The organism is Gulosibacter sp. GYB002 (assembly GCF_036577665.1).
GTDB classification, from domain to species: domain Bacteria; phylum Actinomycetota; class Actinomycetes; order Actinomycetales; family Microbacteriaceae; genus Gulosibacter; species Gulosibacter hominis.
On sequence record NZ_JARBDD010000002.1, the window covers coordinates 168,105 to 182,982 of the forward strand.

The following is a 14,878-nucleotide window of genomic DNA, read 5'->3' on the forward strand; positions in this document are numbered from 1 at the left end:
AGCTGAACGGTTCAGGCAGATTTTTTGGGGAACGGTCCGTAAACTGGGCGGAAGTTCTGCCATGACTATGCTTGGAGGCCCTTTCAATGGCTAACGCAGCGCTCGAGCGCAACCCCTATTTCAACGGCACTGCATCGCAGCAGCCGGCTTACGCTCCGCAGGGCGGTACGGCTCAGTTTGGAGCGCAGCAGCAGGCAGCTCCCGGCTGGCAGCAGCCCGGTGCCCCGCAGTATGGCGCCCAAACCGGCTGGCAGCAGCCCGGCCCGCAGCAGCAGTACGCTCCCTCGGCGGATGCGCTGAACCACCAGTACGGTATGCCGGCAGCTTCGGCTGATCAGATGGACCGGATGAGCGTTGAAGACACGCTCGCCAAGTCGGCGATGCTGTTCGGTATCGTGCTGGTCACGGCCGTTGTTAACTGGTTCATCACCGTGGCTCAGCCGGCGCTCGGCCTGGGTCTTGCGATCGCCGGTTCGTTCGCGGCGCTCATCATCGGCCTGGTGCTCGCTTTCGGTAAGCAGGTGCGGGTGCCGCTGATCATGGTCTTCGCGGTCGCTGAAGGGTTGCTCGTCGGTGGCTACTCGGCCTATCTCGAGGCATTTTTCCCCGGCGTTGTGATCCAGGCAGTGCTGGCAACCTTCGTGGTGGTTGGCGTCACGCTGGCGCTGTTCACCTCGGGTAAGGTGCGTACCTCGCCGAAACTGACCAAGTTTTTCCTGATTGCCGGGCTCAGCTACCTGGTGTTCTCGCTCATCAACTTCGGGCTGATGGCGTTCAACGTGATGGACAACCCGTGGGGTATGCGCGGCGTTGAGATCTTCGGTATTCCGCTGGGTGTGTTCCTCGGTATTTTTGCGGTGGTGATGGGTGCCTACATGCTCATCGCCGACTTCGAGTTCATCCAGCAGGGGTCGCGCAACGGTGCGCCGCGCGTGTACGGCTGGCTGGGTGCCTACGCACTCGTTTCGAGCGTGGTGTACATCTACCTCGAACTGCTGCGTCTGATCGCGATTATGCGGTCGAACGACTAGCACCTCAACGCATCCCAGCTGTTGCGAGCGGCCACCCGAACGGGTGGCCGCTCGTGCGTTTCCGCTGCTGAACCGGCGCATCCAGGATGGTGAAGATTCGGATGCAATTCGGCGCCGGGTAACCGATTCGTCACCCGCCATCGAAACACTGTTGGCGTGTCAAGACCGCTCATTATTGGCCATCGCGGGGCACCCTGTGTGGCACCCGAACACACTGAGGCAAGCTACCGCGCCGCGTTTTCCGCGGGGGTTGATCTGGTTGAACCTGATGTTGTGGTCAGCAAAGACGGCGTTCTGGTGGTGCGGCACGAGCCCGAATTGGGGTCGACCACCGATGTCGCTGAACGGTTCGAGTACGGCGGCAGGCACACGCGCAAACGCGCGGGCCGCATCGCCGAAACGGGTTGGTTCGCTGAAGATTTCACGCTGGCTGAATTGCGCACCCTGAGCGCCCGTGAGCGTCTGCCGCAGCTGCGTCGTGACAGCGCGGTGGTTGGCGAGCACGCTCGCGGCACCCGGCTCACACAGATTCTTTCGCTGACCGATCTCGTGGCGCTCACTCGGCGGACGGCACCGTGGGTGGGGCTCGTGATCGAACTCAAACATGATGGCCGCACTCGGCGGCTGGGATACGACTTTGCCGAACTACTTGCTGAGCAGCTTGACGGACTTTGGGATGCGTCACCGCTTCGGGATGTGCGCTGGGAGTGCTTTGAATACGGGTTGCTTGAGCGGATGCGTGAAAAAAATCTGCCGGGTAAACGCATCCTGTTGATTGCGCCGGCGGTGGCTGAACAGGATGAGGCCGGGCCGGGATGGTTGTCGGATGCGGCACTCGATCGCGTGGCCGCGCATCACCACGGCATTTCGGTGCATGTTTCGCAGCTCAGCCGCGGCCTGGTGCGGCGCGCCCATCAGCGCGGACTGGAGATTTTTAGCTACACGGTGCGACCCGAGCCGCAGTTCTTGCCTCCGGCGTTTGGCGGTAATGCCGCCGACTATCTGCACTATCTCGCCGAAACCGGCGTGGATGCGCTGTTCTGTGACGATCCGGCCGGCGCGATTGCCGCGCTTGGTGCCTAGGGATTGTGTCGGAGGTTGCGGATAGGGTTTACGAGACATGTTCAACCTGTTTGCTCCCGAAGTTCCCTCGCATCTGGTCGACGGCCTCAACCCACCTCAGCGTGAGGCGGTGGAATACCGTGGCGATGCGATGCTCATCATTGCCGGGGCCGGTTCTGGTAAGACCCGTGTGCTGACCCACCGTATCGCCGGCTTGATTGCCACCCGTGAGGCCTGGCCGAGCCAGATTTTGGCGATCACCTTCACGAATAAGGCCGCTGCTGAGATGCGTGAGCGTATCGGTCAGCTGCTCGGTGAAGCCGTTGAGGGGATGTGGGTATCGACCTTCCACTCGGCCTGTGTGCGCATCCTGCGCCGCGAGGCGCCGCGGTTTGGCTATCCGCAGGGTTTCACGATTTACGATGCCGCCGATTCGAAGGCGCTCATGAAACAGATCGTAAAAGCACTCGAGGCCGAGTCGCTGGGCGTCACTCCGGCGGCCGCGCTGAACCGAATTTCAGGGCTCAAGAACGAGCTGATTGACCCGGATGGTTTTGCGCGCAGCATCGACGGCAGCAACCCGCGCGATGCGCTCATCCTTGAAATTTACCGCCGCTATCAGCGTGAATTGCAGCGCAATAAGGCGTTCGATTTTGATGACCTGATTAGCGAGACGGTGTGGATGTTCCGCAGCTTCCCCGAGGTGGCGGCCCTGTACCGGCGCCGGTTCCGGCACGTGCTGGTGGATGAGTATCAAGACACGAACCACGCACAGTACGCGCTCATTCGTGAGCTCACGCGCCGTACCGAAGCCGATCATGTACCGGCCGATACCCGCATCGAACGCGACCCCGACGGTTCGCTACCGCCGGCATCTCTCACCGTTGTGGGTGACTCCGACCAGTCGATCTACGCATTCCGGGGCGCGGATATTCGCAACATCACCGAGTTCGAGCAAGACTTCCCCGGCGCCAGGGTGGTGTTGCTCGAGCAGAACTACCGCTCAACGCAAAACATTCTCGATGCGGCGAACGCGGTGATCGGCAACAATTTCGACCGGCGCGAAAAAAACCTGTTCACCACGGCCGGTGCTGGCGCAAAAATTGTCGGCTACACCGGTTTTTCGGCGCACGATGAGGCGCAGTTCATTGCCGACCAGGTTCACAAGCTGCGTGATGAGGGGTATCGCTACGGCGATATGGCGGTGTTCTATCGCACAAACGCGCAGACCCGTGCGCTCGAAGAAATTTTGATCCGCTCGGCGGTGCCGTACAAACTCATTGGCGGCACGAAGTTCTACGAGCGCGCCGAGGTAAAAGACATCGTGGCCTACCTGCTTACGATCGCCAACCCCGCCGATGAGCTTTCGGTGCGCCGCATTATTAATTCCCCGAAACGATCGATCGGCCCGGCCACCGAGACTGCGATCTCAAACTTCGCGCGTGAGAACGACATCACCTTCCGCGAGGCGATGGGGCGTGCGGGAGAGCTGGGGCTCGGTCCGAAGGTGACGCGAGCAATTGCCGAGCTCGCAGAAATTCTTGACCGGGCTGAGGCCAGTATCGATCCCAACCGGTCGCAGGGGCCGGTTGCGGTTTCGCAGTTGCTGATAAACCTGCTGCAAGACATTGGCTATGTCGACAAATTGCGTGCCACGGGCAACCCGCAGGATGAGGCGCGTGCCGAAAACGTAGAAGAACTCGTCAGCGTCGCGAAAGAGTTCGACAAACAGCATCCTGATGGTACCCTTGTCGATTTTCTCACCGAGGTGGCGCTGGTTGCCGCCGCCGATGAAATCGACGACGAATCGGGTGTGGTGTCGCTCATGACGCTGCACACCGCGAAGGGGCTCGAATTTGACGTGGTGTTCATCACCGGAGTTGAAGAGCAGCTGCTGCCGCACCGCATGAGCGCCGACGAACCCGGTGGACTCGCTGAAGAACGGCGCCTGTTCTATGTGGGCATCACGCGCGCGCGGAAGCTGCTGCACCTGACGTTGGCGATGCAACGCACCACTTTCGGTGAGTCGGCGCCTTCGCTTCCCAGCCGTTTTTTGCAGGAGGTTCCGGATGCGCTGATCGATTGGCGGCAACCGCCGGGCATGCCACAAACCCGGCAGCTCGGCAGTAGCGGCTTCGGCGGCTCAGCGCGGCTGCGGGAATCAGCACAGATACCTGCCGGCCGTGGGCTCAAAGGAACTTTTAAACCCACGCGTGAAAATCAGCGGTTCGCCAACCGGGTCACCGGAGCGGTGCGCGATAATTCGGCGCTTGAACTCGCGACGGGCGATCGCGTGAAACACACCGATTTTGGTGAGGGCACGGTTCGTGCCGTGCTGGGGGCGGGTGCCAAACGCATCGCGGAAATCGACTTTGATGAGGCCGGCCGCAAAAAACTGCTCATCAAGATCGCGCCGATCGAAAAGCTCTAAGCATCCACGCTGCTGATCGGAGCCCCCCGGCTGCTATCGATCGGCACCCGTAGCTCGCTCGCGCTGCATCCAATCTCCTTCGCCACACCCACAGCGGCCACCAATCGGCACACTTGGTGGTTTGATTAACATGTCACGCAAATATGCAGATCGAGCGCATATTCGCACCAGAAGCAGGGGAGTGGGGCAGCATGCGGTCGGCGCGTGTGGGAGTAATCGGGCTCGGGTCAATCGGCGCGTTCGCGCTCTATGAGCTGGTGAAGCGCGGAGCCGATGTCGTTGGGTTCGAAGCGTTCGGTATCGGCAACGATCTTTCGGCGGTGGGCGGCGAAACCCGTCTTTTTCGACGCCTGTACCGAGAGGGTGCGGCCTATCGCAAGCTGATCGAGCGCTCACTCGAGCTGTGGCGAGAGTCGGCTCAGCGGCTGCCCGGCTCGTTTGTGCAGTGTGGCGCGCTTTCGATCGTGCCGCGGGGCTCGATGTATGCCTATGATCTCGAGGCCTATGCCGAAGAGTTCGGCGTGGCCTATGAGGCGCTGGATCCGGACGAAATTGCGACACGATTCCCGCAGTTCGCGCAGGCGCACGGCGATATCGGCTATTTCGACCCTGACGGCGGGTTTGTGCGCACCGACCTGGTGGTGCGGGATGCGGCCGACCGAGCACTTGATCTTGGCGCAACGGTGATCGAAAACCCGGTGCGACTCATTGAGCGGCACGGTGACGGGGTGGTGGTGCACACCGAATCGGGTGCGTGGCTGTTTAACCGGGTCATTGTCGCCGCCGGTGCCCGGACGGTGCAGATCCTGCCGCAGCTGGCGGCGGTTGCCAGCCCCGAGCTGCAAATTATGACCTGGTTTCAGGCCGATGATCCTGAACTTTTCCGTGCCGGCAGGATGCCCGTTTTCATTCGTGAGGGCGCCGGCTTTCACGCCTACGGCGCACCTTCGCTCGATGGTTTGCACGTGAAGGTTTCGGGCCTGACCGAGCGTCGACGCGCCGAGTTTACGGGGCTCACTTACGACCAGTTTGTAACGCGCGAAGACCTGCTCGCCTGCGAGGCCGGCATTCCTCGGGTGCTGAATGGGATGCATCCTCTGCCGGTGCGCACCGCAATCTATCCCGAGCTGTACGCGCACGACAATCGTTTTATTCTCGATTACGTTGATGACGATCAGCGCATCTTTGCGGCCACCGCGTTCTCGGGCAAGGGCTTCAAAATGGCGAATGCAATCGGTGAGTATATTGCTCGGGTGTTTTTTGACGAGACGCCGATTGACCCTGATTTTCAATTGGCTCGGTTCGGCAACTAACCGCATTCAGATCGCTCGTAGCTGCGAATAGTTTGGGAGGGGTGCTGTGTCGCGCAGCCGGAACACGGGGATGGTTATTGCGGTGTTAACCGCGATTGCGTTTTCAGGGTCGGGTCCTTTCGCAAAACCGCTGATGCTTGCGGGATGGTCACCCAACGCGGTGGTTGTGATGCGGTTGGCTGCGGCCGCGCTGGTGCTGATGCCGGTTGCGCTGTGGCAGACGCGCGCCGATTTGAGCGTGTGGTGGCGGCGCTGGCGCTGGATTATTGGCTACGGTGTGATCGCGTTGGCGGCGGCGCAGCTGTTTTATTATTCGGCGGTGGCGAGGATGCCGGTGAGTATGGCGCTGCTAATCCAGTATTTGTCGCCGGTTTTGATGCTGATGGCGGCGTGGGGCTACACGAAGTACCGGCCGGCCGCGCTTTCGCTGGTCGGTTCGGCACTGTCGGTGATCGGGCTCGTATTTGCCCTGGATGTGTTCGGCTCGGGGGAGGGACTCGACCCGATCGGTATTTTGCTCGCCACCCTGTCGATGCTCGCGGTGTGCGGCTACTACCTGATTGCCGCGGCTATTCCGGATGATTTGCCACCCACCGCGCTCATTGGCGGCGGTTTGGTGGTGGCCGCTTTGGCGACCGGGCTCGTCGGTGTTATTGGTGTGGCGCCGCTGGAATTTCATTTCGGCGCGGTCGAACTGCTGAATCAGCAGGCCCCGTGGTGGGTGCCGATGGCGGTTGTGGTGCTTGTCGGCACCGTTGGCGGCTACGTCGGTGGGGTGGCCGCGGCAAAAATTCTTGGCTCGCGGCTGGCCTCGTTTTTCGGGATTTTGGAGGTGCTCGCGGCGATCGGTGTTTCGGCGATTTTGCTTGCCGAACTGCCTACTTCTAGCCAGCTGATTGGCGCGGCGCTGGTGATTGGTGGTGTGGTGTGCGTGCGTCTCGCGCCCGATACGGTCACTGTCGAAGCGCCGCTTGGTCCGGTTACCGCACCGATTACGCTGCCGCTCAATGAGGAAGAGTTCGAGGTGTTGCGCGAGCTGGAAGAGGCGGAGCCAATTACCGCCAGTATCCCGGTTATTCGCGACGACTCGACACTTGCCGGGGGAGTCGATCAGTCGGTTGCGCCGACGCTGCCGCAACCCACCGTTGCAGACGAGCCGGGCGGCGAAGACGGGGATGCGCGGAGGTAGCGCTCGCGGCTCAACGAAGGGCATTACCGGGCAGCTGTGAAATGCATCCGAATGAAAAACTGAACGTAAGGTTGGGGGCGTTAGACTTCGGGACTGGATGCGTGCCGGCTCACCAGGGTGCGAAGCTGTGGTGCGGTGCCGCGCCTCTAGTTTTTAGTTAGGGCTCGGGTGGATAACCAGCCGAGGAGTCGATCGACGCGGCTCAGCCGCGGATGGGAAGTCAACGTGGATCTTTTCGAGTACCAGGCGCGCGACCTGTTTGAAGCGCACGGCGTTCCGGTGCTGGCCGGTATTGTCGCAGACACCCCCGAAGCAGCGCGCGCTGCCGCTGAGCAGCTGGGCGGCGTGACCGTCGTCAAAGCACAGGTGAAAATCGGTGGTCGCGGTAAGGCCGGTGGCGTCAAGGTGGCAAAGAACCCCGACGAGGCGTTCGCTGCCGCGCAGCAAATTCTTGGCCTCGACATTAAGGGGCACATTGTTGAGCGCGTGATGGTTGCAGCCGGTGCCAATATCGCCGAAGAGTACTACTTCTCGGTGCTGCTCGACCGTGCCAACCGCAACTACCTCGCCATGTGCTCGGTTGAGGGCGGTATGGAAATCGAGCAGCTCGCTGCCGAGCGCCCCGAGGCGCTGGCTCGCGTCGCCGTTGACCCGATCGTGGGCATCGATGAGGCGAAGGCTCGCGAAATTGTGGCGCAGGCCGGTTTCGAGGCTGAGACGGCCGAAAAGGTTGTGCCCGTGCTGCAGAAGCTCTACGAGGTGTACCGCGACGAGGATGCAACCCTCGTTGAGGTGAACCCGCTCGTGCTCACCGCCGAAGGCGATGTGATTGCGCTCGACGGTAAGGTCACGCTCGACGACAATGCCGAGTTCCGTCACCCCGACCACGAGTCGCTGCGCGTCGCCGCCGGCGGCCTCGACCCGCTCGAAGAAAAGGCGAAAGCGCACGACCTCAACTACGTCAAACTCGACGGTCAGGTTGGTGTTATCGGTAACGGCGCCGGGCTTGTGATGTCGACGCTCGACGTTGTGGCTGGCGCTGGCGAAAAGCACGGCGGGGTGAAGCCCGCGAACTTCCTTGATATCGGTGGCGGCGCGTCGGCCGAGGTGATGGCTGCCGGTCTCGACGTCATTCTCGGCGACGAGCAGGTCAAGAGCGTGTTCGTGAACGTTTTCGGTGGAATCACCGCCTGTGACGCCGTCGCCAACGGTATCGTCGGCGCGCTCAAGACGCTCGGTGACACTGCATCGAAGCCGCTCGTGGTGCGTCTTGACGGCAACAACGTTGAGGCCGGCCGCACCATCCTCGACGAATTCAACCACCCGCTGGTCACCGTGGTCGCCACCATGGATGAGGCCGCCGACAAGGCCGCTGAGCTCGCAGCAGCCGCCGCCTAGCCCAAAGCTACCAATTAAGGATTTAACAACATGGCAATTTTTCTTGACGAAAACTCAGTCATCATCGTCCAGGGCATCACGGGCTCGGAGGGTTCAAAGCACGCAACCCGCATGCTCGAGGCCGGTGCCAATGTCGTGGGCGGCACGAACCCCCGCAAGGCTGGCCAGACCATCGAGCTCGCCGGTAAAGAACTGCCGATTTTTGGCACCGTAAAAGAAGCGATGGACGCCACCGGCGCCAATGTGTCGGTCATTTTTGTGCCGCCGGCATTCGCCAAGGATGCGATCATCGAGGCCGCCGAGGCTGAGATTGGTCTGGCTGTTGCGATCACCGAGGGTATTCCGGTGCGCGACGCCGCCGAAGCGTTCACTCGCGTGCAGGAAATTGGTAAGACCCGTCTGATCGGCCCCAACTGCCCGGGGATCATCACCCCCGAGGTTTCGCTGGCCGGTATCACTCCCGCCAACATCACCGGCTCGGGCCCGATCGGTCTTGTGTCGAAGTCGGGCACCCTGACCTATCAGATGATGTACGAGCTGCGCGAGATCGGCATTTCGACCGCAATCGGTATTGGTGGCGACCCGGTGATCGGCACCACGCACATTGATGCGCTTGCTGCTTTCGAGGCTGACCCCAACACCAAGGCCATCGTGATGATTGGTGAAATCGGTGGTGACGCTGAGGAACGTGCCGCCGAATACATCAAGGCGAACGTCACCAAGCCCGTTGTCGGCTATGTTGCTGGTTTCACGGCCCCGGAGGGGAAGACCATGGGGCACGCCGGTGCAATTGTTACCGGTTCGGCCGGTACCGCGCAGGCCAAAAAAGAAGCCCTCGAGGCTGCTGGCGTGCGCGTGGGTACCACACCCACCGAAACTGCCAACATCATGAAGGAGATCTTCGCCGGGCTCTAATCCCAGCGCCTGTTTTAGGTCTTGCACCTCGGGGTCGGCAGCGGCAGCTTCCGGCCCCGAGGTGTTTGTGTGTGTCGGGCGGTCGAGCGTTCAGCGGCGCTCCGGTTCGATGCCGCGTTTGCTGCGCCCGAGTCGACTACTCTCAGAACGCAATGTTTCGGCCACTGACTCTGATCTCGCTCATCGCCGACGCTCTGCTCTGCGTCGCGGTGGGGCTTGGCGTACCGACGCTTGTGGGCGCGATCAGTTGGCTTGCCACGCAGGGATGGGTTGACACTCCGTTTGGCGCGATCATTACGGCTGCAACCGCGGTTTGGGGGCTCGGGCTGGGCGGTGAGGTGACCTTCACCATCGATCCGGCCACCTACCCGCAGCTCGGGCTTGCCGAGCCGTTCAGCTTCATGGTTTCGGTAGCCCCGCTGCTATTTACGGTGCTTATTGCCGTGTTCGGCTGGCGTGCCGGTGCACGAATGACGGTTGATGAAAACGAACTGCCCTGGTTTGAATTTGTGATCGGTGTTGCGGCATTTGTTGGGGCCGCTTTGGTTTCGTTGCAGCTCACCAACCCCGAAGTGGTGGCCGTTAATGTTACGAGCGCGGTGGTGCCGGGCGCACTGGTCTGGCTGCTGGCGATGCTTGCCGGGATGCGAGTATGGGAATTTTTTCCCTGGGAACGCTGGCTTGGCGAGAAGACCGATCTTGTGTTCGAACTTGCTGGGCGTGCGGCTCGGGTTGCTGCGGGGCTGGTTGTTGGGGTTTTTGGGTTGGCGTCGCTGGCGCTGTTGGTGGCTTTTTTTATCGGCACCGGACGTGTTATCGCGCTGCAGCAGGCGCTGCAATTGGATATTTCGGGTGTGGTCACCGTGGGGCTCGCGCACCTGGCGTATTTGCCCACCGCTGTGGTGTGGGCGGTGTCGTGGCTGCTTGGCTCGGGTTTCGCGCTCGGTGAGGGAGCGTATTCGCAGCTTGGTGGTACCCATGCCGGTCCGCTGCCGGCGATTCCGCTGCTCGGGCTGGTTCCCGAGGGTGAGTTGCCGGCACTTTGGGCGCTCGTGGCGTTGCCGCTGGCGCTGGCAATTGCGCTGTGCCTGGCCGACCGGATGCTGACGCCGAGTGACGCTAACCGGCCCTGGTATTTGCGGCTGCTGCCCGGTGCGGTTGGCGGACTGCTGGCCGCGGTCGCGCTGTCGCTGTGTGGGGTGTTGGCGCGGGGGTCGCTCGGTCCCGGCCGGCTGAGTGATTTTGGCCCGCATCCGGGATGGATGCTCGTGGCTGCGGTTTTGATTTTTGTGGCGGCTGCGTGCATCGGTACTTTCGTGCCGCTTGAGATGATCGGGATGGATGCTGCCGCTAAGGTGCTGCGGCCGGCTCCGGTAGCGTCGACCGCAGCCCAACAGGGCGAGACTGTGACTTCGCCCGCGGCCCCCGAACCGTCCGCCGCGAATGAACCAGTGTCGCCAGCTTCGCCAGTGCCACCGGCGTCGTCACAGGAACCGGGGCCGTCGTGGTTTACCGACGACCCGTTCGAGGCTGAGCCGTACGCGGCCGAGATTGATGAGCACGACCCGGTCGCACAACCAGAGGTCAGGCAGCCAGAAGGGAGCGGCGATAGGGCGAAACGGCCGGATGCGCACTGGTCGCGAGCGGACGGCTCTGCTGCCGCGGATGCGAGCGAGGGCGCGGCCGATGAAGGCCGAGACGCCCAGCGCCGCGACCCGAAAGAAGTGTCTCGCCGCGACCTGTCTGAAGTGCTGCGGCGCCCCGACGAACCCGATATTTACGCCGATCTCGATGAAGATCTCTAATCGGGGGCGGTCGCCTCGCCGCCGCCCATCGGCGCCGGCGCGATAAGCTGGAGCGGTGCTGAAGCTCGTAGTTCTTATCTCTGGGTCGGGAACGAACCTGCAGGCGCTACTCGAAGCGCTCGAGGCATCGCAGGCTACACCAAACCCGATCGCCGCTCGTGTGGTCGCCATCGGAGCAGACTCGCCGCGAGCCAACCTGGCGTTCGCAGACGAACTTGGCATTCCAACTTTTATCGTCAACCCGGCCGACTACGACAGTCGCGCCAGCTGGGGCGACGCGCTACTTGAAGCAGTGCAGCAACACCAGCCCGATCTCACCGTGCTCAGCGGCTTCATGCGCCTGGTGCCGCCGCGATTTGTGGAGGCCCTGGCACCGGCACTGCTCAACACCCATCCGGCCTACCTACCCGAATTTCCCGGCGCACACGCGGTGCGCGACGCACTCGCCGCCGGCGCCACCCAGACCGGGGCCACCATCATGATCGTCGACAACGGTGTCGACACCGGCCCAATCATTGATCAGGTTCGCATCCCCATCGAACCCGACGATGACGAAACCACACTGCACAACCGCATCAAAGTAGCCGAACGAAAGCTACTCATCGACACGGTGCGCGGCATCGCCGACGGCACCATCAACCTGGAGGAAATCACGGCATGAGGGCCCCCAAAATCACCGAACCACGTCGGGAACGCGACCGAATCACCGTTCGCCGCGCGCTCATTAGCGTGAGCGACAAAACCCGTGTCGAAGAACTCGCCGCCGCAATCCACGCCGCTGGCGCCGAAATCGTTTCGACCGGCTCCACCGCATCCCGCATCCGCGAGGCGGGCATCCCCGTAACCGATGCCGCCGAAGTAACCGGATTCCCCGAAATTCTTGACGGTCGCGTAAAGACCCTGCACCCGCACGTCCACGGCGGGCTGCTCGCCGACCTGCGCCTCGCCTCACACGAACAGCAACTGGATGAGCTCGGCATCGCGCCGTTCGAACTCGTCGTCGTCAACCTTTACCCGTTCGCGCAAACCATCGCAGCCGGCGCCGAATACGACGACGCGGTCGAACAGATCGACATCGGTGGCCCGGCCATGGTGCGCGCCGCCGCGAAAAATCACGCCAATGTGGCGATCGTGGTCAACCCCGACCGCTACGACGACATCATTGCCGCGCTCGCGGCGGGTGGCACCACCTACCAGCAGCGCCGAGAACTCGCAGCCGCAGCATTTGCGCACACCGCCGAATACGACACCACTGTCGCCAACTGGTTTGCCGAACAACTCGCCACCGACGAGCCCGAAGTCGGCAGCACCCTCCCCGCCCGATTCGAAGTGGCGGCCACCCGCGCCGCCGAGCTGCGCTACGGCGAAAACTCGCACCAGCAGGCCGCCCTCTACACCTTCGACGGCGGTGCCGGCATCGCCCAGGCGACACAGCTGCACGGCAAAGAAATGTCATACAACAACTACGTTGACGCCGATGCCGCGCTGCGAGCAGCCTACGACTTTACGGTGCCAGCAGTGGCGATCATCAAACACGCTAACCCTTGCGGTATCGCCATCGCTCCCGCCGGGCTTGATGACGCCGCCGCCATCGCCGAGGCACACCGCCGAGCTCACGCCTGCGACCCGCTCTCGGCATTCGGCGGGGTAGTGGCGGCCAACCGCGAAGTCTCACTCGAAATGGCCCAGACTCTCAGCGAAATTTTCACTGAAGTGGTTGTGGCCCCGAGCTTCGCCGCCGAAGCCGTCGAAGTGCTCGCCAAAAAGAAAAACATCCGCCTGCTGCAGCTGCCCGCCGGCTACCGCCGCGAAGACACCGAGCTACGGCAGATCTCCGGCGGCCTGCTCGCACAAACTCCTGACCGCTTCCCGGCAGCCGGGTTCTCGGCCAACTGGGAACTCGTCACCGGCCCTGCCGCCGACGTCGAAACCCTGCGCGATCTCGAATTTGCGTGGATCGCCTCGCGCGCCGTGAAATCGAATGCGATTTTGCTCGCCAACCAGGGCGCCTCGGTGGGCGTCGGCATGGGGCAGGTGAACCGGGTTGACTCGTGTCACCTCGCGGTGAGTCGCGCTGGCGACCGCGCAAAGGGTGCCGTGGCCGCATCCGACGCGTTTTTCCCGTTCGCAGACGGCCTACAGGTACTCATTGACGGTGGCGTTCGCGCCGTCGTGCAGCCGGGCGGTTCGATCCGCGACGATGAAGTGAAAGCCGCCGCCGAAGCGGCCGGACTCACCATGTATTTCACCGGTGAGCGCCACTTCTTCCACTAGGCAGCAGCCCCGCTCGCGAAAACCAAAACCGCGGCTGCCGCACGGCCTGCAACAAGCACCGTGCGGCAGCATCCCGACAGACTGACAACCAGACTGAAAGAAGCCCCGTGGCCCGTATTGCTCAACCCACCCATGCCGCACTGGGAGCCGCACTCGCGGCCGCAACCGTCACCCTCGCCGGTACCCTGCTCATCACCAACCAGCGCGACCTCACCTTCGTGCTCTCACCCTTCGAGACGTTCGGTCGGGCACTCGGGGTGGCCGCAATGCCGGTGCTGTTCTACCTGGTGCTGATGTTTGTAGCGGGCGCGCTCGGCTGGTTGCGCAGCTGGTGGCAGGGCGTACTGGCGGGGCTCGTATCGGTGATTGTCGGCGGCGCGCTCGGGCACGTCATCCTCATCATCACCAATGGTGCGCAGCTTGATGGCGCAGCCTGGGGCGCCGTGTTCGCCGAGTTTTTTGGACTGAGCTTCCCCTACGCTATGACCGGTATTTTGACCGCGGCGCTGCTGGCACCGCCGGTGTACCGCTCGCTCGCGGGGCTGCAACCCGGCGCGCAGCGCCTGGTCGGCGATGTTGCAGCCCCAGTTTCAACCAGCGCCGCAGGCTCGGCATTCGTGCGCATCCCGTCGCAGGCGATGCTCGACGCCGCCGCCAACGATGACGCCCGCGAAGCACTCAATGCCCAATGGGAAGCGATGGTCGCAGCGTTTGAATCACACGGCTGGGGCACCGAAGCAATTGCCGAGGCCGCGCACGAACAGCAGTCGGTTTTTGTTGGGGATGCGGCACTCGTTATCGGTGAACAGGTTGTGCTCGCGCGGCCCAAACAGGATGCTCGCCGTGCCGAACTTGCCGATGTGCGCGAGGTGCTTGTGGGGGCCGGCGCGGTGCTGGAAGAGCTTGAGGCGCCGGCGTTCTTTGACCCGGCTGACGTGCTGGTGAGTGACACGACCGTCTACGTGGGTGTGGGCGGCGCAACCAACGCGAGCGCGGTGCGGCAGCTGCGTCGCCTGGTCACGCCCCGCGGTTACCGAGTGGTATCGGTGCCGGTGGTTTCGGGGATGCATCTGAGCGAGGTGGCCTCGGTGCTACCAGATGGTGCCGTGCTGGTGTGGTCGGCCGCGATTGCGCTGCCGGAATCGCTTGGCGGGTTCATCCCGGTGCCCGAAGCTCGCGGCGCGGCGACGGTTGCGTTCGATGAGTACACTATCGGGGTGTCGGCCGCCGCTCCCGAAACCGCAGAGCTGATTCGCGGTCTGGGATACGACGTGGTCGAGCTGGAAATTAGTGAGTTTGAGGCGGCCGGTGGCTCGTTGCCGCGGCTCTCGCTTCGCTCGCGCGACTAGTATTCGTGCAGCCCGTTGCTTAAACAAGCAACGGGCTGTTCGCGCGGCCGGCCGCTTAGGCGACCGGTTGCTCGCGCGGCGCAAGCTACTTAGAGGGGCAGGGGCGGATGT

General features: G+C 62.8%; 11 protein-coding genes. All 11 read left to right on the top strand.

Features of this window, described 5'->3' with window-relative positions:
• Positions 1-86: 86 nt before the first annotated feature.
• The 11 genes from PV375_RS01990 (at position 87) to PV375_RS02040 (ending at position 14,767) form a co-directional block, all read left to right on the top strand.
• Positions 87-1,031, top strand: a complete 945-nt coding sequence (locus PV375_RS01990) for a Bax inhibitor-1/YccA family protein (protein WP_332105921.1) — start codon at positions 87-89, stop codon at positions 1,029-1,031.
• A gap of 156 nt (positions 1,032-1,187) precedes the next feature.
• Positions 1,188-2,114, top strand: a complete 927-nt coding sequence (locus tag PV375_RS01995) for a glycerophosphodiester phosphodiesterase family protein (RefSeq protein WP_332105922.1) — start codon at positions 1,188-1,190, stop codon at positions 2,112-2,114.
• A gap of 37 nt (positions 2,115-2,151) precedes the next feature.
• The gene (locus PV375_RS02000; RefSeq protein ID WP_332105923.1) at positions 2,152-4,524 is read left to right on the top strand and encodes an ATP-dependent helicase; all 2,373 of its coding nucleotides are present in this window, start codon (positions 2,152-2,154) and stop codon (positions 4,522-4,524) included.
• Positions 4,525-4,715: 191 nt separating this feature from the next.
• Positions 4,716-5,837, top strand: coding sequence for an FAD-dependent oxidoreductase (locus PV375_RS02005; RefSeq protein WP_201518563.1), 1,122 nt, complete (start codon positions 4,716-4,718; stop codon positions 5,835-5,837).
• 46 nt (positions 5,838-5,883) lie between these two features.
• Positions 5,884-7,026, top strand: coding sequence for a DMT family transporter (locus PV375_RS02010; RefSeq protein ID WP_332105924.1), 1,143 nt, complete (start codon positions 5,884-5,886; stop codon positions 7,024-7,026).
• Positions 7,027-7,251: 225 nt separating this feature from the next.
• Positions 7,252-8,424 (top strand): ADP-forming succinate--CoA ligase subunit beta, encoded by a 1,173-nt coding sequence (sucC, locus tag PV375_RS02015; protein WP_332105925.1) that lies wholly within the window; start codon positions 7,252-7,254, stop codon positions 8,422-8,424.
• A 30-nt stretch (positions 8,425-8,454) separates the two neighbouring features.
• Positions 8,455-9,339, top strand: a complete 885-nt coding sequence (gene sucD / locus PV375_RS02020) for a succinate--CoA ligase subunit alpha (protein WP_201518566.1) — start codon at positions 8,455-8,457, stop codon at positions 9,337-9,339.
• A gap of 152 nt (positions 9,340-9,491) precedes the next feature.
• Positions 9,492-11,144: a cell division protein PerM gene (locus PV375_RS02025; protein ID WP_332105926.1), complete on the top strand. Its 1,653-nt coding sequence runs from the start codon at positions 9,492-9,494 to the stop codon at positions 11,142-11,144.
• 55 nt (positions 11,145-11,199) lie between these two features.
• Positions 11,200-11,805 carry a phosphoribosylglycinamide formyltransferase gene (gene purN / locus PV375_RS02030; RefSeq protein WP_332105927.1) on the top strand — a complete coding sequence of 202 codons (606 nt, stop codon included), beginning with the start codon at positions 11,200-11,202 and terminating at the stop codon, positions 11,803-11,805.
• On the top strand, positions 11,802-13,418 hold the full coding sequence (purH, locus tag PV375_RS02035; protein WP_332105928.1) for a bifunctional phosphoribosylaminoimidazolecarboxamide formyltransferase/IMP cyclohydrolase: 1,617 nt from the start codon (positions 11,802-11,804) through the stop codon (positions 13,416-13,418). Before purN ends, purH begins: the two co-directional genes overlap by 4 nt.
• 107 nt (positions 13,419-13,525) lie before the next feature.
• A complete protein-coding gene (locus PV375_RS02040; protein WP_332105929.1) occupies positions 13,526-14,767 on the top strand; it encodes a dimethylarginine dimethylaminohydrolase family protein in 1,242 nt (413 codons plus the stop codon).
• Positions 14,768-14,878 lie beyond the last annotated feature (111 nt).

What these genes read in the sequence shown, in the direction of transcription:
- PV375_RS01990 (WP_332105921.1), top strand. Translation starts at nt 87, where the DNA reads ATGGCTAACGCAGCGCTCGAGCGCAACCCCTATTTCAACGGCACTGCA.
- PV375_RS02000 (WP_332105923.1), top strand. Translation starts at nt 2,152, where the DNA reads ATGTTCAACCTGTTTGCTCCCGAAGTTCCCTCGCATCTGGTCGACGGC.
- PV375_RS02005 (WP_201518563.1), top strand. Translation starts at nt 4,716, where the DNA reads ATGCGGTCGGCGCGTGTGGGAGTAATCGGGCTCGGGTCAATCGGCGCG.
- sucD (WP_201518566.1), top strand. Translation starts at nt 8,455, where the DNA reads ATGGCAATTTTTCTTGACGAAAACTCAGTCATCATCGTCCAGGGCATC.
- PV375_RS02025 (WP_332105926.1), top strand. Translation starts at nt 9,492, where the DNA reads ATGTTTCGGCCACTGACTCTGATCTCGCTCATCGCCGACGCTCTGCTC.
- purH (WP_332105928.1), top strand. Translation starts at nt 11,802, where the DNA reads ATGAGGGCCCCCAAAATCACCGAACCACGTCGGGAACGCGACCGAATC.